The 24,111-nt window shown below is 58.4% G+C and carries 19 protein-coding genes; 8 read left to right on the forward strand and 11 right to left on the reverse strand.

The genetic code is table 11. The annotated features are described in order from the left end of the window. Positions 1-85 precede the first annotated feature (85 nt). The gene (locus HFN16_RS03870) at positions 86-811 is read left to right on the forward strand and encodes a glutamine amidotransferase (protein WP_168889448.1); all 726 of its coding nucleotides are present in this window, start codon (positions 86-88) and stop codon (positions 809-811) included. Between the two features lie 53 nt (positions 812-864). On the opposite strand, the gene purN is transcribed toward HFN16_RS03870, so the two are convergent. The 4 genes from purN to HFN16_RS03890 form a co-directional block, all read right to left on the reverse strand. Continuing rightward, entirely contained in the window at positions 865-1,569 is a 705-nt protein-coding gene (gene purN / locus HFN16_RS03875) for a phosphoribosylglycinamide formyltransferase (protein ID WP_168889449.1), read from the reverse strand. Between the two features lie 60 nt (positions 1,570-1,629). Further along, a complete protein-coding gene (locus tag HFN16_RS03880; protein ID WP_168889450.1) occupies positions 1,630-2,067 on the reverse strand; it encodes a hypothetical protein in 438 nt (145 codons plus the stop codon). A gap of 180 nt (positions 2,068-2,247) precedes the next feature. Then, positions 2,248-3,756 (reverse strand): uroporphyrinogen-III C-methyltransferase, encoded by a 1,509-nt coding sequence (gene cobA, locus HFN16_RS03885; protein ID WP_168889451.1) that lies wholly within the window; start codon positions 3,754-3,756, stop codon positions 2,248-2,250. Positions 3,757-3,780: 24 nt separating this feature from the next. Continuing rightward, positions 3,781-6,447 (reverse strand): valine--tRNA ligase, encoded by a 2,667-nt coding sequence (locus HFN16_RS03890; RefSeq protein ID WP_168889452.1) that lies wholly within the window; start codon positions 6,445-6,447, stop codon positions 3,781-3,783. Between the two features lie 131 nt (positions 6,448-6,578). Here HFN16_RS03890 and HFN16_RS03895 point away from each other — a divergent pair, with 131 nt between their 5' ends. The 3 genes from HFN16_RS03895 (at position 6,579) to HFN16_RS03905 (ending at position 10,422) form a co-directional block, all read left to right on the forward strand. Next, positions 6,579-7,853, forward strand: a complete 1,275-nt coding sequence (locus HFN16_RS03895) for a BPL-N domain-containing protein (protein ID WP_168889453.1) — start codon at positions 6,579-6,581, stop codon at positions 7,851-7,853. Positions 7,854-7,991: 138 nt separating this feature from the next. Continuing rightward, entirely contained in the window at positions 7,992-9,902 is a 1,911-nt protein-coding gene (locus tag HFN16_RS03900) for a FapA family protein (protein ID WP_247648432.1), read from the forward strand. A 244-nt stretch (positions 9,903-10,146) separates the two neighbouring features. After that, entirely contained in the window at positions 10,147-10,422 is a 276-nt protein-coding gene (locus HFN16_RS03905) for a cysteine-rich small domain-containing protein (protein WP_168889454.1), read from the forward strand. A 93-nt stretch (positions 10,423-10,515) separates the two neighbouring features. Here HFN16_RS03905 and HFN16_RS03910 read toward each other — a convergent pair whose 3' ends face one another. From HFN16_RS03910 to HFN16_RS03940, 7 genes are all read right to left on the reverse strand, one after another. After that, the gene (locus HFN16_RS03910) at positions 10,516-10,992 is read right to left on the reverse strand and encodes a hypothetical protein (protein WP_247648433.1); all 477 of its coding nucleotides are present in this window, start codon (positions 10,990-10,992) and stop codon (positions 10,516-10,518) included. A 4-nt stretch (positions 10,993-10,996) separates the two neighbouring features. After that, entirely contained in the window at positions 10,997-12,202 is a 1,206-nt protein-coding gene (locus HFN16_RS03915) for an HD-GYP domain-containing protein (RefSeq protein WP_168889455.1), read from the reverse strand. Between the two features lie 18 nt (positions 12,203-12,220). Beyond that, entirely contained in the window at positions 12,221-12,919 is a 699-nt protein-coding gene (locus HFN16_RS03920) for a flagellar brake protein (protein ID WP_168889456.1), read from the reverse strand. Between the two features lie 217 nt (positions 12,920-13,136). Next, the gene (gene amrA / locus HFN16_RS03925) at positions 13,137-13,694 is read right to left on the reverse strand and encodes an AmmeMemoRadiSam system protein A (RefSeq protein WP_168889457.1); all 558 of its coding nucleotides are present in this window, start codon (positions 13,692-13,694) and stop codon (positions 13,137-13,139) included. A 2-nt stretch (positions 13,695-13,696) separates the two neighbouring features. Further along, positions 13,697-14,974, reverse strand: coding sequence for an MFS transporter (locus tag HFN16_RS03930; protein ID WP_168889458.1), 1,278 nt, complete (start codon positions 14,972-14,974; stop codon positions 13,697-13,699). 9 nt (positions 14,975-14,983) lie between these two features. Further along, on the reverse strand, positions 14,984-16,378 hold the full coding sequence (locus HFN16_RS03935; protein WP_168889459.1) for a cobyrinate a,c-diamide synthase: 1,395 nt from the start codon (positions 16,376-16,378) through the stop codon (positions 14,984-14,986). A 14-nt stretch (positions 16,379-16,392) separates the two neighbouring features. Continuing rightward, positions 16,393-17,133, reverse strand: a complete 741-nt coding sequence (locus HFN16_RS03940) for a hypothetical protein (RefSeq protein WP_168889460.1) — start codon at positions 17,131-17,133, stop codon at positions 16,393-16,395. Positions 17,134-17,539: 406 nt separating this feature from the next. Between HFN16_RS03940 and HFN16_RS03945 the strand changes: the two genes are divergently transcribed. The 4 genes from HFN16_RS03945 (at position 17,540) to serS (ending at position 24,070) form a co-directional block, all read left to right on the forward strand. After that, entirely contained in the window at positions 17,540-18,676 is a 1,137-nt protein-coding gene (locus HFN16_RS03945) for an ABC transporter substrate-binding protein (RefSeq protein WP_168889461.1), read from the forward strand. Then, positions 18,673-21,243 carry an EAL domain-containing protein gene (locus HFN16_RS03950; RefSeq protein WP_168889462.1) on the forward strand — a complete coding sequence of 857 codons (2,571 nt, stop codon included), beginning with the start codon at positions 18,673-18,675 and terminating at the stop codon, positions 21,241-21,243. Before HFN16_RS03945 ends, HFN16_RS03950 begins: the two co-directional genes overlap by 4 nt. A gap of 45 nt (positions 21,244-21,288) precedes the next feature. Further along, the gene (nhaA, locus tag HFN16_RS03955) at positions 21,289-22,632 is read left to right on the forward strand and encodes a Na+/H+ antiporter NhaA (RefSeq protein ID WP_168889463.1); all 1,344 of its coding nucleotides are present in this window, start codon (positions 21,289-21,291) and stop codon (positions 22,630-22,632) included. 157 nt (positions 22,633-22,789) lie between these two features. Beyond that, a complete protein-coding gene (gene serS, locus HFN16_RS03960) occupies positions 22,790-24,070 on the forward strand; it encodes a serine--tRNA ligase (protein WP_168889464.1) in 1,281 nt (426 codons plus the stop codon). The last annotated feature ends 41 nt before the right edge of the window (positions 24,071-24,111 follow it).

Here is a 24,111-nt window from a genome sequence, read left to right on the forward strand (position 1 = left end):
GGCTCCATTGACAGCCATCACATTTGGGCGCATGTTCCTCTGCATCGTGAACCATTCTGAATTACATACATTTTTGTAGGTTCCAATGAACAAATTTCTGATTATCAAAACCGGCGGCACTTTTGAAAATTACGCCGCCGAGCATAAAGACTTTGAGGACTGGACCGCCAAGGTCATGGGCCTGTCTACCAACGAATGGGACTGCGTCAACGTTCAAGAGGGCGACTCCCTGCCCGATCCGGGCGAGTATCTCGGCTGTGCCATAACCGGTTCGCACGACATGGTCACCGAAGATCACGACTGGATTCGCACCACTGAAGCATGGCTCCGCGAGGCTGCGGATACGGACCTGCCCATCTTCGGCATCTGCTTCGGCCACCAGATGCTCGCCCAGGCGTTCGGGGGCAAGGCCGGGTTTCATCCCAACGGTCCGGAGATCGGCACCATGACCATCAGCATGACCGATGCCGCCCAGGAAGACCCGCTCTTCTCCAAGCTGCCCGACACATTTCCCGGCCACACCACCCATTACCAATGCGCGCTGGAGTTGCCGCAAGGCGCAACGCTGCTGGCTGCCAGCGTCCATGAACCGCATCAGGCCTTCCGCATCGGCAGCCACATATGGGGCGTACAGTTCCACCCGGAGTTCGATGCCGCTGCCGAACGGAACTATGTTGCGCAACAAGCCGATGCCATCCGCGAACACGGAGGCGATGTCGACGCCGCGCTGGAAGGCGTGAAGGACACGCCGGAATCCACCAGTCTGATGCGGCTGTTTGTGCAATACTGCCGCAAAGAAAACACACAATAAGAAAAGGCCCGAAGCACTGAGCTTCGGGCCTTACTATTTTTATCTGCGTTCGCCTAGAAGCCTTCTTCCAGCGGCGGCCAGACCAGCGCGTACGTCGAGGGTTCGAGATCCGCTTTGGGCTGCCCCGCACACCGCTTGCCGGAAACGCGGAGGTCGACATGGCGGTCGTTAACTTTCAGACGACCTTCGGCATACCACTGGATGGCCTGCGGAAAGATGCGATGCTCCATCTTGAGAATACGGGGGCTGAGCTCGTTGCCGTCTTCGCCTGCCTGACAGGGAACGGCGGCCTGAATGATGACCGGGCCGTGGTCCATCTTTTCTTCCACAAAATGCACGGTGCAGCCGGCAATCTTAACGCCGTAGTCGGCAGCATCGCCCTGTCCGTCTACACCGGGAAAACTGGGCAGCAGCGCGGGGTGGATGTTGATGACGCGATTAGCGAATGCGCTGAGAAAAACCGGAGTGACGATGCGCATGAAACCGGCCATGACAACCAGACCGTCCTCACCAACGCCCGCCTCGGTGATGGCGTCCACCATGGCCTGATCGAAGTCCTCGCGGGAGCGAAACTCCGTGTGCAGGAGCACCTTGTAAGGAATGTTGTGTTTCTTGGCCCGCTCTATGCCGAACGCGCGTGCCTTGTTGGATATGACGAGCTTGATCTCGGCGTCGAGTACGCCTTGTTCAATACGGTCAATGATGGATTGCAGGTTGGACCCGCTTCCGGAAACGAGAACAGCAATGGGCAGAGACATGGATACTCCTTAAGCAGCCCGGTCAGGGCGCGACGATTTTCTCGACGTCAGTAACGTCGCTCAGGAGTAGTTGGCGCAATCCTGCTTTTTTTTCAAGGATTGATTTTTACGAGGACCAGAAGTCTTCTTGCCGACCAGCCATTCCTCTGCGTCTTCAATGTCGCAAAAGCCCAGGAAGCAGAAGCCACGGTTACGTATGAATGTCTCCAGCGCCTTGAGGGCCTTGAAACGGGAAGGCGGCACCACCACGGCCATCTTCAGACGCCGCAACTCGGCCTTGCCGTCAAGGAATGCGGCGATGTCATAATTATCAAATGAGTTCAATGCATCACCGCTCAAATCACGATTATCGATCAGCACATTCCGCTGATGACATGGGACAATGTCCTTCATCAATTCTTCTATGAATTTAAGAATGTTAACCAATGAATTCAGCTCTCCGCTCGTCTTGACGAGGGTGTGATCACCATTGTTGATAAGATCATATGCTACGGTCATGGCACAGCTCCTATTGTCCATGAAATTAGCAGGCCCAACACGCGTAGCAATCATTTTTCAGAGATTATAATGCTCCGATATTTTCATCAAAAAGCAAACTTGGTTCCAACCAATCGCCATACAAAGAAAAAGGCTCCGACCAATGGTCGGAGCCTTCTTTCTATCGTATTTTAGTCTGAATTACTCGGCGTCGGCCAAGAGCGCATCCACCAGTCCGGTGATGGTGTAATCCTCGGGCTCGATGGCGGGCTTGAAGCCGAAACGCTCCACGGTCTTGGTGGTGACAGGACCGATGGAAGCGATCTTCACATCCGTGTATTTTTTGAACACTTCCGGGTCCACCAGCTCGAAGAAGTTCTCGACGGTGGAGGAAGAAGTGAAGGTGACGTACTGGATATCGCCGTTGTCGAGGCTGGCGACGATCTCGTCACCGGAAGCCTGCACCAGCTTGGTCTCGTAAACCGGCAGAACAGTAACGTTGCAGCCGGCTTTCTTGAGCTCCTCGGGCAGCACTTCGCGAGCAACCTTGGCACGGGGGATGAGCACATCCTGACCCTGAATGCCGAGCTTGAGCAAGCCTTCCACAACGTGTTCGGCCACATACTTCTCGGGGATGAAATCAGGGTTGATGCCACGGGCGCGCAGCTCGTCAGCGGTTGCGGGGCCGATGGCGGCCACCTGCATGCCGGCGAAGATGCGGGAATCGAGGCCGATCTCGGCCAGCTGCTCCCAGAAGAACTTCACGCCGTTGACGGAAGTGAACACGACCCACTGGTAACGGGCGAGCTGCATGATGGCGGTCTCGACCTCGTTGTAGTCGTCCAGATGCTCCACGGAGATGGTGGGGAACTCATGCACGCAGGCACCGTGGCCCTTCATGATGTTCACCAGACCGGAAGCCTGTTCGCGGGCACGGGTCACAACCACGCCCTTGCCGAGCATGGGCTTCTTCTCGAACCATGCCAGCTTGTCGTGCAGGGAGCAGACGCCGCCCACGATGATGATGGACGGAGCCTTCCAGTTACGCTCCTTGGCCTCTTCGGCCACGTTCTCCAGAGTGGAGACAAAGGAGGTCTGGTTGCAGCGGGTACCCCAACGGACCAGCGCCACCGGGGTGTCGGCGGCACGACCGTTTTTCATGAGATTTTCGGAGATCATGGGGAGGTTGCCCACACCCATGTAGAAGACCAGCGTGGAGGTGGACTTGCCGTATACTTCCCAGTTGTGACCGGATTCACCCTTGGTGGGATCTTCGTGGCCGGTGATGAAGCAGACGGAGGTGGTGTGATCGCGGTGCGTCACCGGGATGCCTGCGTAGGCCGGAGCGGCCACGCCTGCGGTGATACCGGGCACAACCTCAAAGTCGATACCGGCTTCCACCAGTTCCTCGCCCTCTTCACCGCCGCGACCGAACACGTACGGGTCACCGCCCTTGAGGCGGCAGACGATCTTGCCGGAGCGGGATTTCTCCACGATCAGGTCGTTGATCTTGTCCTGCGGCAGGGTGTGATCGCCACCCTTCTTGCCGACGTAGAGGATTTCACAATCCGGCTTGCACCACTTCAGGAAGTCGGCGTTGGCCAGATAGTCGTAGATCATGATGTCGCACGTCTCGATGATCTCCTTGGCGCGAAGGGTCAGCATGCCCGGATCGCCCGGACCTGCACCCACGAGGAACACGTTAGCCATAATATTATCTCCTACTGTGCGGGCTTAGCCCATCACGCTCTCAAGGCGTGCTTTGAGTTCGGACAATTTGTTCTTCTCTTCTTCCATCTCGGCGAGCTTGGCCTTTTCCTTCTCGACAACGGCCTCGGGGGCGTTGTTGACGAAGCCGGGGTTGGACAGCTTGCCGGAGACACCCTTCATGGTCTTCTCGAGCTTCGCGAGGTTCTTGTCCAGACGGGCAAGCTCGGACTCGAAGTCCACGACGCCTTCCAGCGGCACGGACAGCTCATTGCCCTGCACCACGGCTGCGCCGGAGGCCTTGGGAGCCTCTACATCAGCGCCGATGGTCACGTTGTCGATGCGGGCCAGAGACTGAATCAGGTGCATGTTGGCTTCGAGGACAGCCTTGTCTTCGTCGCTCACGGTCTTGATCAGCAAGTCCAGCTTCTTGGCGGGCTCAATGAGCAGCTCGGTACGGATGTTGCGGGTACCGGACACCACGCCCATGAAGAGCTCCATCTCCTTGACAGCGTCGGCGTTCAGGCAGGCTTCGCGCTTTTCCGGGAACGGCAGGGTTGCGATATCCTCGGAGCGATCGTCGCCAGCCGGACGCGGCAGGGAGTTCCAGATCTCCTGGGTGATGAACGGAGTCACCGGGTGCAGCATGACCATGATCTCGGACAGCACGGTCCAGAGCACTTTCTGGGTGGCGGCCTTCTGGGTCTCGTCCTCGCCGTAGAGGGCGGGCTTGACCATTTCGAGGTACCAATCGCAGAACTCGGACCAGATGAACTTGTACAGGGTCTGGGCGATCTCGTTGAAGCGATATTCTTCGGTGGCCTTGGCAATGGACTCCTTGACCTCTTCGAGGCGGTGCAGAATCCACTTGTTGGCCAGACCTTCGGCTTCGGTGACGTCCACGGCCGGGATCTCGTCCGGCAGGTTCATCATGGCGAAGCGGGAGGCGTTCCAGATCTTGTTCATGAAGTGCTTGTAGCCTTCGATGCGCTGCTCGCTCAGCTTGATGTCGCGGCCCATGGCGGCGAAGCTGGTGAGGGTGAAGCGCAGGGCATCAGCGCCGTATTTGGAAATCATATCCAGCGGGTCGATGACGTTGCCGGTGGACTTGGACATCTTCTTGCCGTGCTCGTCGCGAACCAGCGCGTGGATGTAGACGTGGTTGAACGGCACCTGATCCTTGAACTGGAGGCCCATCATCATCATGCGGGCAACCCAGAAGAAGAGGATGTCGAAGCCGGTGACCAGACAGGCGGTGGGATAATATTTCTCCAGCTCCTTGGTGTCTTCGGGCCAGCCCAGCGTGGAGAACGGCCACAGGGCGGAGGAGAACCAGGTGTCCAGCACGTCTTCGTCGCGCTCGATCTTGGCGGAACCGCACTTGGTGCAGGCAGTCGGGTCATCCATGGACACGATCAGCTCGCCGCAGTCCTCACAGGTCCATGCCGGGATACGGTGGCCCCACCAGATCTGGCGGGAGATACACCAGTCGCGGATCTCGTCCAGCCACTGGTAGTACGTCTTGGTCCAGTGTTCCGGGTAAATCTGGGTCTCGGAAGGCACGGCAGCGCGGGCTTTCTCGGCCAGCGGCTTCATGGACACGAACCACTGGGTGGAAACGTGGGGTTCGATGGTGGACTTGCAGCGGTAGCAGACGCCGACGCTGTGGTCGTGATCGGCCACTTCGACAACGAGGCCTTCGGCTTCGAGGTCGGCCATGACGGCCTTGCGGGCTTCCTTGACGGTCATGCCCTGATATTTTTCCGGGGCGTTCTCGCTGACCTTGCCGTCCTCGGTGAGTACGGAAATAACTTCGAGGTCATGCTTGCGGCCCAGCTCCCAGTCATTGAAGTCGTGACCCGGGGTAACCTTCAGGCAACCGGTACCGAACTCCATGTCGACGTAGGTATCGCCGATGATGGGCAGCTCCTTGCCGACCAGCGGCAGGATGGCGAACTTGCCGATGAGATGGTTGAAGCGGTCGTCCTCGGGGTTCACGCAGATGGCGCTATCGGCCAGCATGGTCTCGGGACGGGTGGTGGCAACCACAAGGTGGCCGGAACCGTCGGCCAGAGGGTACTTGATGTGGTGGAGCGCACCCGGCTTATCCTCGTGCTCGACCTCGTCATCGGCCAGCGCGGTGTGACAGCGGTTACACCAGTTGATCAGGTAGTCGCCCTTGTAGATCAGGCCCTGCTCGTACAGCTCAACGAAAACCTTGCGCACAGCTTTGGCGCGGTCTTCGTCAAAAGTGAAACATTCGCGGGTCCAGTCAACAGAGGCGCCCATGCGGCGGATCTGGCTGAGGATGTGGTCGCCCTTCTCCTTCTTCCAGTCCCAGACACGCTCGATGAATTTCTCGCGACCGAGGTCGTGACGGGTCAGGCCCTCTTCCTTGAGCTGGCGTTCCACCACGTTCTGGGTGGCGATACCCGCGTGGTCGGTGCCGGGCACCCACAGGACGTTCTTGCCCTGCTGGCGGTTGAAGCGGCAGAGGATATCCTGCAGAGTCAGGTTCAGGGCGTGGCCCATATGCAGTACGCCGGTGACGTTCGGCGGAGGGATGACGATGGAGTAGGCATCGCCCTCATCCTCTGGATCGGGCGTAAAAGTCTTGTTTTCTTCCCAGTGGTTTTCCCACTTTTCCTCAACATCCCACGGTTCGTAGGCCTTGGCGAGTTCTTTGCGAGCCATATTGTTTTCCTTCCTTTATCACGACAAAACGCCGGCCTTTTGGCCGACGGCTTGAAATATCGTATAGTTACGCTTGCGCAAGTGCGCGCCCCTTTGATAGCGTCGGGCTACCCTTGTCGAGAGAGCCGCATATGTCAAGCATACATATATATTGGGACGAGTCACATTTCTGGGGACTGTTGGTCACCCGCGCCCTTCGGGCGTGGGGTATTCCGCATCGTCTCGTGCGCGGTAAGGAAATAGCTGATGGCGTGCTTGCTGGCAAGCTTTCCGGCGGATCGGACGGTTCTGGAGAAGTCCCCAAGGTCCTCATTGTCCCGGGCGGCCGCGCCAAAGGCAAAACCGACCGCCTCGGCATCGCGGGAATGGACGCCATCTGCGAATACGTCCACAACGGCGGCACCTATGTCGGCTTCTGCGGCGGCACCGGTCTGGCCCTGACCGGCCCCTACTCCCTCGGCCTGTCTCCATGGTCCCGCAAGGGGTACAAAAACCGGCTCCACCACTTTCTTTCCGGCCACATCGACTGCGAACTTTCTTCCGGACATCCGTTGGTGCCGGGCTCCCTCGACGCCTCGGCCATGCTTCCTGTCTGGTGGCCCGGCCGCTTCGACCCCAAGGACGACAGCGTGACCGTGCTGGCCCGCTACAAGACTCCCGGCCCGGACTTCTGGGTAGCAGACCTGCATCTGGCCACGCTCCCCAAAGGCACCATGACCGACTGGGAGAACCTGTACGGCGTGCATCTGCGCCCTGATTTTCTCGACGGCCTGCCCTGCGTCACCACCAATGACTTCGGCAAGGGTCGCGTCATCCTGAGCTACGCTCACCTTGAGACCCCGGCCTCGCCTCCGGCCAACCGCTTTCTGGCCCACATGCTCTCAGAAGCGCTGGGCGAACCCGTTGGCGGCGAACCTGTTCCCGCATGGGATGTCAGCTCCCGCCCCGTTCGTTGGGACGACCCCGCACTGACCTCAGCGCGCAAGTCCATGGAAGAAATCATCAACACTGGCACTAATCACTTCCTGCTGTTCTGGCGCAATCCGTGGCTCCTCGGCTGGCGACGCGGCATCCCCGGTGCAGGCATCAACTCGCTCTACTCGCTCATCTGCGAGGCCATGGCCTGTGAGCCGGACAACGACACCCTGGCTTTCTGGGCCAAACGCCGCGACCAATTCTCGGTGCTCATGAAGCTGCTCAGCAACGGCCTGACCGGGTATCTACTGGCCGAACGCCTCTCCATGACAGTATTTCACTCCGACCCGGACGCCGTTTCCAAGGCCGGTCTCATGGAACAACGCCGTGCCCTGTTCGGCCGACCTCCTGAACCCGGCGGCATCCACGCCGACCTGCTCTCCCTGCTGGAAGAACTCTACTGGCGGGTCTCCGCAACAAGCCGGCAATAATTACTAAAACTACGGTATTCTAATGCAATTGCGTTGGAAGAGACCCCATGTTAGCATTTCAATTGGCGGTGTGTAAAAAATGAGCCACAGGTGTCTATTTTTTATACAAAAAACATGCTCTGGCCGTAGTTTCCGACCATGAGCAAACAGCATTTAAGCATTATGGCACAGCAAAACACCGATGCACTTTTTCGGTTTGCCATGTCTGAAGATGGCATGAAACTCGGCGTTAGTCGGTACTTCCCTCCCAATGGGGGCGAAGGTCCGTCTGTTGAGCTGTTGCGCCGTCAGGTCGCCTCAGCTGGCGTCCAGCTGCCCATCGATGAAATCGCCGCCAAACAGGTCGTGGAAGCCATTCAGCGGGACGGAGAAATCCGCCGCATGGTCCTCGTCCACGGCATCCCCGCTCAGGAGCCAAAAAACGCATCGCTCGTTGCTCTGGGCGACTTTGAATACCCCGTATTTCCCGGCGACCGTTTCGCCCGCAAGCACGAACCAAAGCATGCTGCCGACGGCCAGACCATCGATGGCCGCGTGCTCAAGCCCACACAGGATTTCGAGCCCGAAGACATTGAAGTCACCATGGGCGAAAACGTGGAGCTCGACCCCCTGACCGAAGCTTACGTCTCTCAGGTCTGGGGCATGGTCCGCTACAAAGATGGTGTCATATCCGTCGACCCCATCCCCACGATTGACGAAGACGCCATTCAGGTTCGCGGCAACATCCACGGCAAAGATTTTCGCGGGCAGGACATCACCCCCGCCCGTCTCGAAAAAGAGATGCGCGACCTCGGCGTGGTCATCGACATCGACTCGGACCGCCTCGACGCCAAGCTGCGACAGGCCCGCGCCAACGGCGTTCCCCTGTTCGATCAGGTCATTGTTGCAGGCAAGCACCCCGTACCGGGCCGTGATGGCTGGTTTGAATTTCTGGTCTCCTCACGCGAACTTTCCGGTGTGGAAGACGACTCCGGCCGTCTCGACTTCAAGAACCGCGGCACCTACCCCCTCGTGGAACCGGGTCAGATCGTTGGCCGACTGCACCCGCCCACTCCCGGCGAGGGTGGTATCGATATTTACGGCAAGACCATCCCGGCCCACGGCGGTCAGGAGCTTCGCATCCATCTTGGTGAGAACGTTCTGGTCCATGAGGACAAGATCACCTACGAGTCCAAGGCGCAGGGCATCCTGGTCATGGAACGCAACGTAATCTCCGTCACCGACTGCCTGCTCATCCCCGGCAACGTGGACCTCAACTCGGGTAACGTGAAGCTGGAGCATGGTTCGGTCAAGATTCTCGGCTCAGTACAGGCCGGATTCGAGGTCTCCGCCCCCAAACACGTCATTGTCCAAGGCTCTGTTGAGAGTGCGCATGTCTATGCCGGTGGCAACATCGACGTGGGCGGCGGCATCCTCATGCCGGACGGCGGCAAGATCGAGGCCGAGGGGGATGTGGCTGCCAGCTACACCACCAACGCCAACATCTATGCCGGTGGCAATGTCAAAATTTCCAACGACATCACCAACTCCTACATCCGCGCCGAAGGCAAACTCATTGCCTATGAGGGTAAGGGACACATTCAGGGTGGTGACATTCAGACGGCCAAGGGCATGGTGGTCAACGAGATCGGTTCGGACCTCGGCGTCAAAACCAAGGTCGGTCTGGCCATCGAATACGAGAGTGACGATGAGCTCCGTCTGGAACGCGCCAAGATCAAGGAAGCGATTCAGCGTATCGATGACACGCTGGGTACGGATCCGGCCGAATCTATTCTCATGCGCACGCCGCCCGAGAAACGCCCTGCCGTGGCCGAAGTGCTCAAGCACCGCATCACACTGGTCAAGCGGCGCAAGGCCCTCAGTGAGCAGATCAACCAGCTCATGCTCAAACGACAGGAAGAGCTCCGCGGACTCAAGATCAAGGTGTTGCGCCAGGTCCACCCCGGCGTGACCATTTATTTCGGCAACAAGTCTGTCACCACCAAAAAACGCGCCGAGGCCTGTACGATCTCGTGGAGTGATTCGCTCCGCCAAATCGTTCTCGACTAGTGCGGCTTGCGAGAGCGGCGCATCCGCGTCGTTGCCGAGCGCGAGCCAATCCTCACCGTAGCGTTGCTACGCCTCCGGTTGTCTCTCGCCCGTCGCCTAGCGGCTGCACCACTCTCGCAAGCCTTACGGCGTGGGGATGGCGTTGTTGTTCGGAGCGTCAGGCGGGAACCCGCTGTTGGTGGGCTTTGCCCACCAAGGTGCTTAGGGTGTTTATTTTTTGGGGGTGAGGGGGTAGAAGAGGGGTATGGAAAACAGCTATCGATTTTTTTGCAATACGGACTGTAAGTACTTTCCGTGCCATGAGACCAAGCGGCCGGAGGAATTCAACTGTCTGTTCTGTTTTTGCCCGCTCTATTTCTTCGAGGACTGTGGGGGCAATTTCAAGATGTTGGACTCCGGGGTCAAGGATTGTACGAACTGCATGATCCCCCACGTTCCCAAAGGGTATGACCATATTTTGGCCAAGCTCAAGGAGCGTTTTGAGGAGGTGCGAGAAGCGCACGCCAAAGAGTCTGAATAGCGGATTCGCCCGTATCTTTTTCAAAATGAAAAACGCCCGTTCTGCATTATGCGGAACGGGCGTTTGTTGTATCTGTCGTATTTGGGCCAGACCTTAGGTGCGAGGCTGGGTGCATTTGAAGCCACGGCCCGTGGAGAACGGGGAGTGGGTGATGTAATATTCGAACTCCCGAGTGAGACGTTTTTTCTCGCTGGACAAACGGCGGGCCTGATCTTCAAGCCCGAGGTCCACGTCCTGAAAACGGGACAGGGAAATGAACACGTTTTTGACCCGGGCCAGCTCGGTCTGCTGATCCTGCTTCCAGTAGTAGTAGGCGAGAATCTTGGCCGCGCTTTTGATGTTGTCCTTGGGGAACGGCAGGCGGCGGTCATCAAGCAGTTCAGAGTCGGTCTCCACATTTTCCACCAGCGGGAGCACTTTAAGCATGACCTGCTTGGAACGCTGAAGAGATTCAGAGCTGATGCGGTACACGGTCCGCTTGGAGCGACCTTGTATAAATTTGATCAAGTAAAGCAGGGCAGTCAGGGCGATCAGCCCAATCCATATTTCCATATCCAGAATATCAAACATAAGACTATCTCGTGCGGGTCAAATACGGTTTAAGGTTGATACGATAATCGGTCGGGTCCGCACATTCAAGTATTTCGAGATTCTCATCTCCGACAGCCTGACGAGCGGCGAGATCCACCAGCTCCGAGGGGATGGGGCGCAGATCCTGGTCCAGAATAATTTTGATTTTGGGCATAAGCGGCAGATTGGGATTGGACTCGTAGACCACCCCATAGAAGCCGGTGCTGAGTTTGACCAGTGAGCCGGACGGGAAGATGCCCAGACACTTGATGAAGAGCTGGACCTCCAACGGGTCAAAGGCCTGATCGCGCATGCCGTACATGATGGCCAGCGCCTTGTTGGGCAGGATGGCATCCTTGTACGAACGATCGCTGGTCAAAGCGTCATAGACATCTGCCAGACTGATGATGCGTGCCAGGGCCGAAGTGTCGGAGCGGTGCCGGTTGGCCGGGTAGCCCTTGCCGTTGAATTTCTCGTGGTGATCGCGCACGGCCTCGAGCACATCCTCGGGCACATCGCCCTGCCTCTTGAGGATATCGTAGCCATACTGCGGATGCCTTTTGATCTCTTCAAATTCGGCAGAGGAAAGTCGGGCGCGTTTGTTGATGATGCGTTCGGGCACGGCGGTTTTTCCCAGATCATGCATCATGCCTGCCACGCCGAGGCGGGTCAGCTCGTCGCGGCTCAAACCTAGAAATTCGCCAAAGACCACGGCAATGGCCGACACATTGATGCAGTGCCCGTAGGTATAGTCGTCATACTGCGCGAGCTTGGAAAGACAGAGTAGTGTGTCAGGGTTGCGGACTGCGGAATTCACAATCCCGTCCACGGTTTCCACCGTGCCTTCGAAGTCCACCTTACGCCCCATCTTGGCGTCGTTGATGAGACGGTGGGCGTGGTTCATGGCGCTCTTGTAAGCGCGGTCCGCCACTTCGATTTCCTTGTCGAAGGGCACCCGCTCCTTGATGGGCGCATCCTTCATGCGGTCCGCAAGGATGGCATCCAGCCGCTTCTCCAGCGGCTCGCCCGGGACTTCCACTTCCACAAAGGCGTGCTGATACCCCTGCTCGCGCATCAGCTTCAGGTGTGCTTCGGATTTGATCGGTCCCGGCTGGGTATAGAGATTCGGAAGGTGCTCCCACAAGGAGCTCGACATCTGCACAACTTCCATACCCGGACGGAGATCATCTATGGCGAGCTTCTTAATCATCAAACAAATCCGTCAGTGCTAGGAAGTAAGGCGTGCTATCTTTTCCAGATAACCCTGAATGGTCGCCATTTCGTCTTTGGTTATGTCGAGGAACATGCAACCCAGTGAGACAATCCCCTTTTCATGGGATATATTCTTGATCGCTATGGCCACTTTCATCTCACCGAAATTACCCAGATTCATAGACACAATCAGGGCGTCATCCACCTTGAGACGCTGAATCAGATTCCGCTTGTCGGCACGGGCCGCGATCTTACAGCCGGTCTCTGACACGTTGACCACCATGCACTCCACATGGTCATCCGTAGCGTGCAGTTCGCTGTCGATGTTGCAGTTCATACGCGACGTACGCCTGAGGGCAAGCCGTTCGATGACGTCGGGATATTCAAAAAAGATCAGTGATGCAGGCGAAGTGATTGCACTCTGCACATTGGCCTTGAAGCCGTAGACCGTTCCCTTGTGCACATACTTGAGGATGACCTGCCCGCCGTATGAGAGGTCGCGCCGCACAGCCGAAGGCAGACGCACCTTGGCGATGATGTAGTCGTAGGGATCAAAACCGACGATCTTGCCCCGGTAGCTCTGAGACACGCCGGGAAGACGGAGAATAACCTCCTTACCCGGTGTCACATCGAGCTGCACGCCCGGAATACGGGTAATCTTGGACTCCTCGGGAGCAGAAGAGTTCGGCTTGGCAGGTGCGGCTTCAGACGGCATATTTCCTTCTAGTCCGGTTCCGGTTCAGGCAATGGACGCAGCACAGGCATTACCCTTTGCTGCGTCAAATAACTTCATAACGAATCCAATAACACGTTTATTAAAAATATAAAGAAGAATACCCGAAATCGCCGTCTCCTGTCGATAGGAGGTTTTCCTGAATCCTCACATTGCGTTTACACCCGCCCGGAATCTTTTCCGATCTTTTTTGTCAGCATTAAAAGACCACGGCCTCGAACCAGAGGATGGTGGTTGCCGGGTCCTTCCACGCGTCGCGATCCAACCCGGCCTTGACGCAGGTCTGGGCCAGAAATGTCTCGCGATCCCACTTCCACTCCACAGGCACCTGCGGCAGGAGCAGACCGGAGCGGCCGTCACGGGACATGATCAGACCGTGGCGACCGATCTCCACCAGTTCCGGGTCGGGACAGACATCAATGGGCGAAAGGATGGAAATTTCATAGTCGAGCGCATCGAAGTCGTGCTCGGTCACGGGCGGGAAACGGGGATCGCGAAAGGCCGCGTTCTGCGCCATGTCCCAGACAGTGCGGAAGAGTTCGCCTGAGCCCTGCACATTACCGATGCAGCCGCGCAGGTGACCGCCGATCTTGAGGGTGACGAACGCGCCCAACTGTTCGCGCAGTTTCTCCGTGGGCGGTTCCGGCGGGCCAAAGGGACCGTCCGAAGGATTGAGGCCAAAGGAGACGGACTGGACCACCAGCTCCTTGAGGTACGCCTTTTCTTCATCGGTTATTTCAAAGCGGAAATCGGACACGGCTACTCCTTGTGTTTGACGGCGGGCGGCACGAACATCATGCCCGCCAGCCCGAGGACGAACAGCACGATCACGGACGACATGCCCACGCGCTGGCTGCCCGATGCCAGGGTCAGCCACCCTACCAGAAGCGGACCCATGAATGAGGTCAGTTTGCCGGACAGGGCGAACAGGCCGAACATCTCACCGCGCAACTCCGGCGGGGCCACCCGCGCCAGATAGGAACGGCTCGAAGCCTGAACCGGCCCTACGAATATACCCACGGCCAGCCCGAAAATCCAGAACAGGGTCAGGCTCTCTACAGTAAGGATGAGCCCGCAACACAAGGTCAGCCCCGCGAGGGAGACGAGAATAGTCTTGCGCGGCCCCACCTTGTCGTCCATCCACGCGAATCCGGCTGCGCCGAGCCCGGCAGTGACGTTGAGCCCGATGCCGAAGATGATGACCTCGCTGGGCGACATGCCAAAGGTGCCCGCCGCATAGATGCCGCCAAAGGCGAACATGGTGGTCAGGCCGTCATTATAGAGCATGCGGGCCAGCAAAAAGATGGCGATATCCTTGTAGTCACGCACATGGCGCAGGGAGTTCCTGACCTGCGACACGCCCAGCCCCATGGCGGTGCCGAGAGGAACGCCTGTGGACTGTCGATCACAGGAGAGAAAAAAAAGCGGCAGACAAAAGACCAGATACCAGCACGCCGTCAGGGGCATGACCGCCCGTACGTGCATGGCCTGCTCTCGCGGCACACCGAACCACGCCCCCTGCTCCACAAAGCCGTACAGGGCAATGATGAGCAGGACCAGACCTCCGGCATAGCCCAGCCCCCAGCCCCAACCGGACCAGCGGCCTATGCTCTTATCGTCGGCCAGATCGGGCAGCATGGCGTTGTAAAAAATCATGGCATATTCAGAGCCGATAGTGCCCAGCCCGGCCAGCAGCAGAGCGAGCCAGACAAAGGAAGGATCTGGCTGCACGAACCAGAGCAATCCGGTGCAGAGGATGCACAGCGCGGTAAACACGGCCAGCCACGGTTTGCGCCTGCCGGTGTGGTCGGCAACCGCGCCGAGCAGCGGCCCGCCCAAGCCGATGAGGAGCCCTGCCGCGCCCATCATGTTGCCCCACATGGCAGTGCCAAGGGTCTCGTTCTCCGCCACTGCCCGGGCAAAGAATGCGGCAAAGACAAAGGTCTGTACCAAGGCGGCAAAGCCGGAATTAGCCCAGTCGTAGAGAGCCCAGGCCGCGAGGCCGCGCCGGGAAGAGGAAGAGATATCGGAAGTCACGCTGTTCGCCTATTCGGATTCCACGCTATCGCGGCACGCCTGCACAAAGGCCTCGGCCACACCGGGACAGCTGCCGAAGTGCAGATGGACGTATGACCCAAGCGTATTGCCCTGCAGGAATCCTTCGGGGTGATGAATGGGCCCTTTACGGCCGCTCATGGAATAGATGGTCGTGGTGGTGGTCAAATCCGCATCCGTCTGGATGGCGGAGTAGTGAAATTCGTGTCCGCGAGCCGTGGTGCCAGTGTCTCCGACGGGACCGGGACCGAGGGTGACCACCTCACGGTAGCCCAGAGCTCGAAACCGCTGGCCCATCTCGGCACGGAACGGAAAGACTCCGGCCATGGCATACCGGCCGCGCTGGGTGATGATGTCGCTCATCAGATACATGAACCCGCCGCATTCGGCATAGACGGGCTTGCCCGAATCGCAGAAGTCCTTGATCTCGCGCCGCAGCTTGTTGTTCTGGCCCAGCTCGAAGGCGTATAGCTCAGGATAGCCCCCGCCGATATACAGCCCGTCCAGATTGTCAGGCAGACGCGGGTCATCAATGGGAGAAAATTCCACCAGTCGGGCCCCAGCCTCGCGCAGGAGCCGGAGGTTCTCTTCATAATAGAAGCAGAAGGCCGCATCCCGGGCCACACCGATGGTGACCGAACCGATACCGGGCACAGGCTCGAAGGGCGGCAGAATATCCGTGTCAGGCAGAGCCTCCAGCAACGCGTCGATATCCAACCCGGATTCCACCCAATCAGCCAGCCGCTGATAACGGTCGGAGTCGGGCTCTTCCTCTTCGGCTGTCACCAGCCCCAGATGGCGGGACGGCGTGGCGATTTCCTCATCACGTCCGAGGCAACCCAGCACCGGAACATCCGGCAGCAGAGACATGGCCTCTTTCAAAAGGTCAGCGTGGTTCTCACTCCCCACCCGATTGAAGATCACGCCTGCGATGTTCACGTCTGAATCGAAATTCGCATACCCGGACACCAGCGCAGCCGCGGAGCGGGCCATGGAGCGGGCGTCCACGACCAGAATGACGGGCAGGCCAAGGATCTTGGCGATCTGAGCGGTGGAGCCTTCATCGCGGGTGCCGGAGATGCCGTCGAACAACCCCATGACACCCTCCACCACGGCCACGTCACATCCGGTGCCGTAGCGGTTGAAGATGTCCGCATTAATGGTCTCGTCGAGCATCCAGCCGTCGAGGTTATGACTGGGAACAGGTTTGCCGTCGCGGGCGCACGCCTGACCGTGATGGCCGGGGTCGATAAAGTCCGGGCCGCACTTGAAAGGCTGCACCGCCAGGCCACGCCGGGCAAGGGAAGACATCAGCCCCAGAGAGACCGAGGTCTTGCCGCATCCACTTTGCGTACCTGCTATGACAAAAGCCTTGATGGTGCTCATGCGTTCCCCTGGTGCTAGACCAGTCCCTTCTTGGCCAGATAGACCAGCATCTTTTTGCCTTCCACATGATCCGACTTCAACGCCAGACACTTGTTCAAGGCTTCGCTGCACTTGGCCCACTCTTCTCGCTCGAACTGGGCACGAGCCAGATTGTACCAGAGGTTCTCGTCTTCCTGAGTCAGCTCCAGCGCACGCTTGTAATAGTCCACGGCCTGACCGAGGAGCTTCTTCTTGCGCAGGGCAATGCCGTACTCGTTGAAGAGATGCTTGTGCTCATCCTCAAAGGCGGATTCAATTTTGATGATGCGGTCAAAGACCTTCTGCGCCTTTTCCTTCTCATCCCGGGCCAGCAGACACAGGCCGATACCGAAGTTGGCGCGCACGTTCTGCTCGTCCAGATTCAGGGCGTTGGCGTACTCGTACTCGGCGGTAAAATTCTCGCCGCGCTTGCGGAACTTATCGCCACGGGCAACAGACTTTTGCACCTTGCGCAGGTTGCCGATAACTTCATTATAGAGCTGCGGCATGGGAAGGTAGTCCGAGAGCAGCTCTTCCTTGGTAATATCAACGACCTCGCCAAAGGGAACATTCTTGTTGTTCAACCCCTGCAACTGAACGATATCCTCGTCCACCTGCCTGGCATAGTAGGTAGCGGTCTGCTTGACGCGTCTGGCCGTGGTGCCGGTGCCGATCTTGGCCATGCGCTCTATGGAGAAGACGCCTTCAATGAGGCCGTCAGTAGTGATCTTGTTCATGTAGCGTTCGTTGGTGAATGGTTTTTGAAACTTTCACAAGCCGTTCGCGTACGATACACGGTATTGGGCCAATTGAGAAGTGCAGCCGTCGCACAAGCCCGCTTTTTTTTAAAACCGTATAATGCCCGGCTCCCAATGGCTTCAGCTATCCGATAATGCCCGGCATCGGGCAACATACTCGCTTGAATCAATAACATTTCTTATTAATTTACAATCAGTTCCACTGCAACTAAACCCACAAAAAAGCACAGACGGTATTGCATTTTTGGTACTCTAATGGCATGTCTTTCATGTGCCAAAACCGAGTAAAGATCACATATTCCTCTGGACGATCCTGCTGATCACGTTGTTGTTCCTGCCGGCACGCCCTGCCCATGCACGGGAACCAAAGGAGCTGATCTTTGGCATGTCCGCGGCTTTCACCGGTGCCAACGGCGAAATGGGCATCGAATTCTACCGCGGTCTCATGGCCTATATTGACCACCTCAACGACAACGGTGGCGCCGGAGGGTGGAAAATCCGCATCCAGCCCGCCAACGACGGGTACAACCCTGCCCCCTGTTTCAGAAACACCGTCCGCTTCGTCAAGGACGACAATGTGTTCGCCCTCTTTTCCTATGTGGGCACCCCGACGACCACGCACATCCTGCCCCTGCTCCAGAAATTTCATGCCGACCACGCCTACCTGCTTTTTCCGCTGACCGGCGCACAGCCTCTCAGAACGCCGCCCTTCGGCGATCATGTTTACAATCTCCGCGCCTCCTATTTCGAGGAGACCGCCGGACTGGTGGACCACCTGACCGACATCGGCCTCAACCGCATCGCCGTGTTCTACCAGAACGACGCATACGGCCGTACCGGCTGGGACGGCGTAAGGCGAGCCCTCAAAAAGCATGACCTCAACATCGTGGGCCAAGCAGCCTACAAGCGTGGAGCAAGCTACGACCAAAGCTTCAATCAAGAAGTAGATATCCTCATGACGTCCAAACCCGACGTCATCATCTGTATCGGCACCTACGCATCTCAGGGCGCACTCATCAGGGACCTGCGAAATGCAGGATACAACCTGCCCGTGGCCGGAGTGTCTTTCGCCGACAGTGACAAAATGCTGGAACTGCTTCAGAAGCAGGGGGCAAAGGACGGCCGCGACTACACCGCAAAACTGATCAACTCGCAGGTAGTGCCCAGCTACGAGGACATTTCACTTAAAGGGGTACGCCTTTATCGTGCGCTGATGGACAACTACAAGGGCATGCCCATGATCACCAGCCAGCCGTATCGCCCCCGCAGATTCAGCTACGTCAGCTTTGAAGGGTTCCTCAACGGCATGATGCTGGGCGAGGTTGTCCGTCGCATGGCCGACGATCCGCGTCCCGAACGCCTCCCCGAAATTTTCAATTCCATCGACAACTTCGACCTGGGCATCGGCGTCAACGCCAATTTCAGCGAAGGACGGCACCAGGGACTCCACGAGGTGTATTTCACCACGGTTCGTGATGGAGCGTTCCTGCCCATCATCGACTGGGAGAGGTGGAGCAAATGAAGGCTCCAAAGCTATTTCTCAAGCCGCTGCTGTTGATGGTCGTCATCTTCGGCGTCATCGCCGTGGTCACGTCCTACACCTTTGGCAACCGCCTCAAGCGGGAGATGACCAAGGAGTATGAATCCAAGGCGCTGGCCCTGGCCCGAAGCGTGGCCGAGTCCGACATCTTCACCATCCTCGAACAGGATGCGGGCAGTTTGCAGGCGCGCATCGCCCAGTACCAGCACATCACGGGTGTTTCCTATGTTCTGGTAACGGATGAGAACGGGGGAATCGTGGCCCACACCTTCATCCCGGTCGTGCCCACCGTCATCAGAGGGCTGGCCGTGGAAACCGCGGAGCACCTGCCCGGCGACGACCACATGCTCCGTGACATCAAGATCGAGGGCGACAATTATCTGCACGTGGCCCGCCCGATTCTCTCCGGCCTTGCCGGGTTCGTGCATATCGGCATGGACTCCTCGGTGATTGCCAAGAACATCCGCGAAGCCATGGTTGAGCAGCAGATCGTCATGCTCATCCTGTTCGGTTTCAGCGTACTTTTCGTGTTCATCTTCATCATGAACATCTCCAAGCCTCTCACCCTGCTGGCCGAATACGCCGGGCGTGTGGCGGTCAAAGATTTTGCCAGCGTACCGGAGATAGACTCCAACGACGAGGTGGGAAAACTGGCCCGGGCCATGCGCTCCATGGCGTGGCACATCTCCGAGCTGGTGGCCAATCTGGAAGAACGCGTTCACCAGAAGACCAAGGAGCTGGAAGAGGCCCGCGACGCCCTCAAGGACAAGGTGGAGGAGCGAACCAGCGAGCTGATACGAGCCAACACCCAGCTCAAGATCGAGATCGCCGAGAGAAAGGTCATCGGTGAGGCCCTGCGCAAGACCGAGAAAAAATACCGCGCCATTTTCGAAAACGCGGTGGAAGGCATTTACCAGAGCTCGCCCAGCGGCCGTTTCCTGTCGGCCAACCCGTCACTGGCCCGTATCCTCGGCTTTGACAGCCCGGACGACCTCATGAGCTCCATCTATGATATCGGTACTCAGATGTATATGGAGCCCGCCCGCCGCAAGGAATTCCTCCACCGCATCGAGGAGCAGGGACAGGTCAAGAATTTCAACTCCAAGATTCGCCGCCGTGACGGCCGGATCATCTGGATTACCGAAAACGCCCGCGTCATTCGTGACTCGGACGGCAGCGTCATCTGCTACGAAGGCTCGGTGGAAGATTTCACCCTCCGCAAGAAGGCCGAAGACCAGCTCAAGCGTCAGGCCTTCCATGATTCCCTGACCGGCCTGCCCAACCGCGCCCTGTTCCTGGACCACCTGCGCATGGCCATGCAGCGCAGCCTGCGCCGCAAGCACATCTACGCGGTGATCTATATGGATCTGGATCGCTTCAAGGTCATCAACGACTCCCTGGGCCATGAGACGGGCGATGAACTGCTGCGCGCCGTGGCCCGCGTGCTGGAGAACTGTGCCCGCTCCGTGGATACCGTGGCCCGCTTCGGCGGTGATGAATTCGCCATTCTCCTCGAAGAGATCACGGCTCCCCGCGACGCCATCACCATTGCCCGCCGCATTCTGGACGGCGTGCGCGAGCCCATGAACATCGGCGGCCATGAGGTCTTCACCTCCGCCTCCATGGGCATCGTGCTCAAGACCGACGGCTACGACAGGCCCGAGGCCCTCCTGCGCGACGCGGACACCGCCATGTATCGCGCCAAGGAACTGGGCAAGTCCCGCTTCAAGGTCTTCAACCAAAAGATGCACGATCAGGCCCTCAAGCTCATGGCACTGGAGACCGACCTCCGCCGCGCCGTTGACCTGCACGAATTCGAGGTGGCTTACCAGCCCATCATGAATCTGGAGAACCGCGCCATCAGCGGCTTCGAGGCGCTTGTTCGCTGGCGGCACCCGCAACACGGCATCATCCATCCGGGCCGCTTCATCGGGCTGGCCGAAGACACCGGACTCATTTACGCCATCGACAACCTCGTACTCAACGAGGCCTGTGCGCAGGTCCGCCATTGGCAGACCGTGTACGGCTCCCGCCTCAAGAACGGCCTGACCCTGAACATCAATATTTCCGGCAAGCACTTTGGCAAGGCCATGCTGCCCGGCCAGATCTCCCGCGCCATTGACGACTCCGGCATCCCGCCAGAAACTCTCAACGTGGAAATCACCGAGAGTGCGCTCATGGACAACCCGGCATTTGCCGAGGATATCCTGCATCAGCTCAAGGCGCTCGGCACCAACGTCTGCATCGACGACTTCGGCACCGGCTATTCTTCCCTGTCCTATTTGCAGCGGTTCCCCATCGACGTGGTCAAGGTCGATCGCTCGTTCATCAACGACGTGGATGGCGATCTGGACAGTCAGGCCATTGTGCGCACGGTCTTCTCTCTGGGCGAGTCTTTGGGCCTGAAAATCGTGGCAGAAGGGGTGGAAACACCTGAACAACTCGCTTTTCTTGAAAGTGAGGGTTGCCGATATGTCCAAGGTTTCCTATTCTATAAGCCTCTCTCTGCGGAAGAGGTGGACGATATACTCTCCAGGGAAATCACCTGATCCGACAGCGAGGGCTACTGAAAAACACAACTGGGAGCCCGACATATGGCCATACGCAATGTCATTACATGCGGCCTTGAGCCCATCGATCAGGTGCTCATGCCGTTCCAGCATTTCTTCAAGTCCAAATCCACCGGCGGCATCATTCTCATCATCAGTGCCGTGGTGGCGCTCATCTGGGCCAACTCTACGTGGGCCGCATCCTATTTTTCCCTCTGGGAAACCAAGTTCACCGTGGGATACGGCGAACTGGCCCTGTCCAAACCGCTGCTCCTCTGGGTGAATGATGGCCTGATGGCCATGTTCTTCTTCGTGGTCGGGCTGGAGATCAAACGGGAATTCATGGTGGGAGAGCTGTCCACCCGCAGACAGGCCGTACTGCCCATCTTTGCGGCCATCGGCGGCATGGTGGTCCCGGCTGGCATCTACGCCATTTTCAATATCAATGGCGTTGGCGCCCATGGCTGGGGTATTCCCATGGCTACGGATATCGCGTTTGCCCTCGGCATTCTCGCCCTGCTCGGCGACCGCGTTCCTTACCAGCTCAAGATATTCCTGACCGCCGTCGCCATCGTGGACGATATCGGCGCGGTGCTGGTCATTGCCCTGTTCTACACCTCGGAGATCGCGGGCATGATGCTTCTCCTCGCCGCGGCCCTGCTCGTGGTGGCCTACATCGGCAACAAGGCAGGCATCCGCACCCCGGTATTCTATGCGATCATCGGACTCATTGTCTGGGTGGCCGTGCTCAAGTCAGGCGTCCACTCCACCGTGGCAGGCGTTCTCATGGCCTTCACCATACCGGCACGCACCACCTGCGACGCCGAGGCCTTCACAACCAACGCCAGCAATCTCCTGAAGGAGTATGAAAGCGCCATTACCCCCGGATCATCTGTCCTCACCAATTCCACCATGCACTCGGCCCTGCTTTCCATGCAGCGCATTGCCACCCGGGCACAGACGCCGCTCCAGCGGTTGGAGCATGGCATGGCCCCACTGGTAGACTATCTCATCATGCCCATATTTGCCCTGGCAAATGCAGGCGTAGCATTGGGTGGTTCTATGGCAGGCGCGGTCGACACCAGCATGATTTCTGTTGGTGTCGCACTCGGACTGTTCCTCGGAAAGCCCATCGGCATCGTGCTGGCAGTGATTTTACTAGTCCGCATCTCCGGAGGCTGGCCCGGCGGCATGACCCTTCGCCACTTCATTGGCGCGGGTCTGCTCGGCGGCATCGGCTTCACCATGTCCCTGTTCATTGCGGCGCTGGCCTTTGAAGATCAGGCCATGCTCAATGCGGCGAAGGCCTCGATTCTGGCGGCATCGACCCTTGCCGGTGTGGCAGGCTATCTGGTGCTGAAGTCACTGCCGTTGCCGGAAGATTCGTGAAGTTAGGACAATGAAGGATGAAGGGCCGCCCTTTGAGGCGGTCTTCATTTTTACTCTCCACGTCAGGAACGTCCTGCAAAGAGTGCCTGGAAGCCAACCCTTTTCATCCGGGCGGTTTTGCATTACATGATGACCAAATCCAATCAGGAGTTATTCGATGCTTGATCTCAAGTTGATGCAGAAGAACCCGGAAGTTGTCCGGGAGAGCCTGGAAAAACGCGGCTCAAAAATAGACGTTCAGGAATTCACCGACCTCGACACCAGGCGCAAGGCGCTGATCGCCGAGGTGGAAGCCCTCAAGGCCGAGAAGAACAGCGTTGGCCCTGAGATCGCCAAACGCAAGAAGGCTGGCGAGGACGCATCCGACCTGCTCAAGAAAATGGGCGAGGTTTCCGCACGCACCAAGGAACTCGACAAGGAACTGTCTGAGGTCGAGGCCGCGGAGAAGGAATGGATGATGGCTGTGCCCAACATCCCGCACGACTCCGTACCGCTGGGCGCATCCGAAGACGACAACCCGGTCCTGCGCTACTGGGGCGAAAAGCCCGAGTTCGATTTCGAGCCCAAGGAACACTGGGAGCTGGGTGCGGCTCTCGGCGGTCTGGACTTCGAATGCGCCGCCAAACTGGCCGGTTCCCGCTTCTCCATCAGCTTCGGCGCCATCGCCCGCCTCGAGCGCGCTCTGGCCCAGTTCATGCTCGACCAGCAGACCGGCGAACGCGGCTACACCGAGGTGAACCCGCCGACCATCGTCAACCGCGCCACCATGACCGGCACCGGCCAGCTGCCCAAGTTCGAGGAAGACCTGTTCAAGCTGACCGACGACCGTGAATTTTACCTCATCCCCACCGCCGAAGTGCCGCTGACCAACGTGTACGCCGGCGAAGTGGTCGATGAAGCTCAGTTGCCCATCAAGTTCTGCGCACACACCCTGTGCTACCGCTCCGAAGCCGGCTCCTACGGCAAGGACACCAAGGGCCTGATCCGCCAGCACCAGTTCTACAAGGTGGAAATGGTCAACTTCGCGCACCCGGAGAAATCCTATGACGCGCTGGAAGACATGACCCGCTCCGCAGAGCTGATTCTTGAGAAGCTGGGCATCGCCTACCGCACCATCGTGCTCTGCACCGGCGACATGGGCTTCGGCGCCGCCAAGACCTACGACATCGAAGTCTGGCTGCCCGGTCAGGACCAGTACCGCGAGATTTCCTCCTGCTCCAACTGCGAGGACTTCCAGGCACGCCGCGCCAACATCAAGTTCAAGCCCACCGACTCCAAGAAGAAGCAGTTCCTCCACACCCTCAACGGTTCCGGCCTCGCCGTAGGCCGCTGCCTCGTGGCCGTGATGGAAAACTACCAGCAGGCCGACGGTTCCATCGTGATCCCCGAAGCCCTCAAGCCCTACATGGGCGGCCTCGAGGTCATCGCCCCCGAGTAGCCTGCACAACACCAAGTCACACTCAAGGCCGTCCCGATAGG

The organism is Pseudodesulfovibrio sp. zrk46, assembly GCF_012516435.1.
Classification (GTDB): domain Bacteria; phylum Desulfobacterota; class Desulfovibrionia; order Desulfovibrionales; family Desulfovibrionaceae; genus Pseudodesulfovibrio.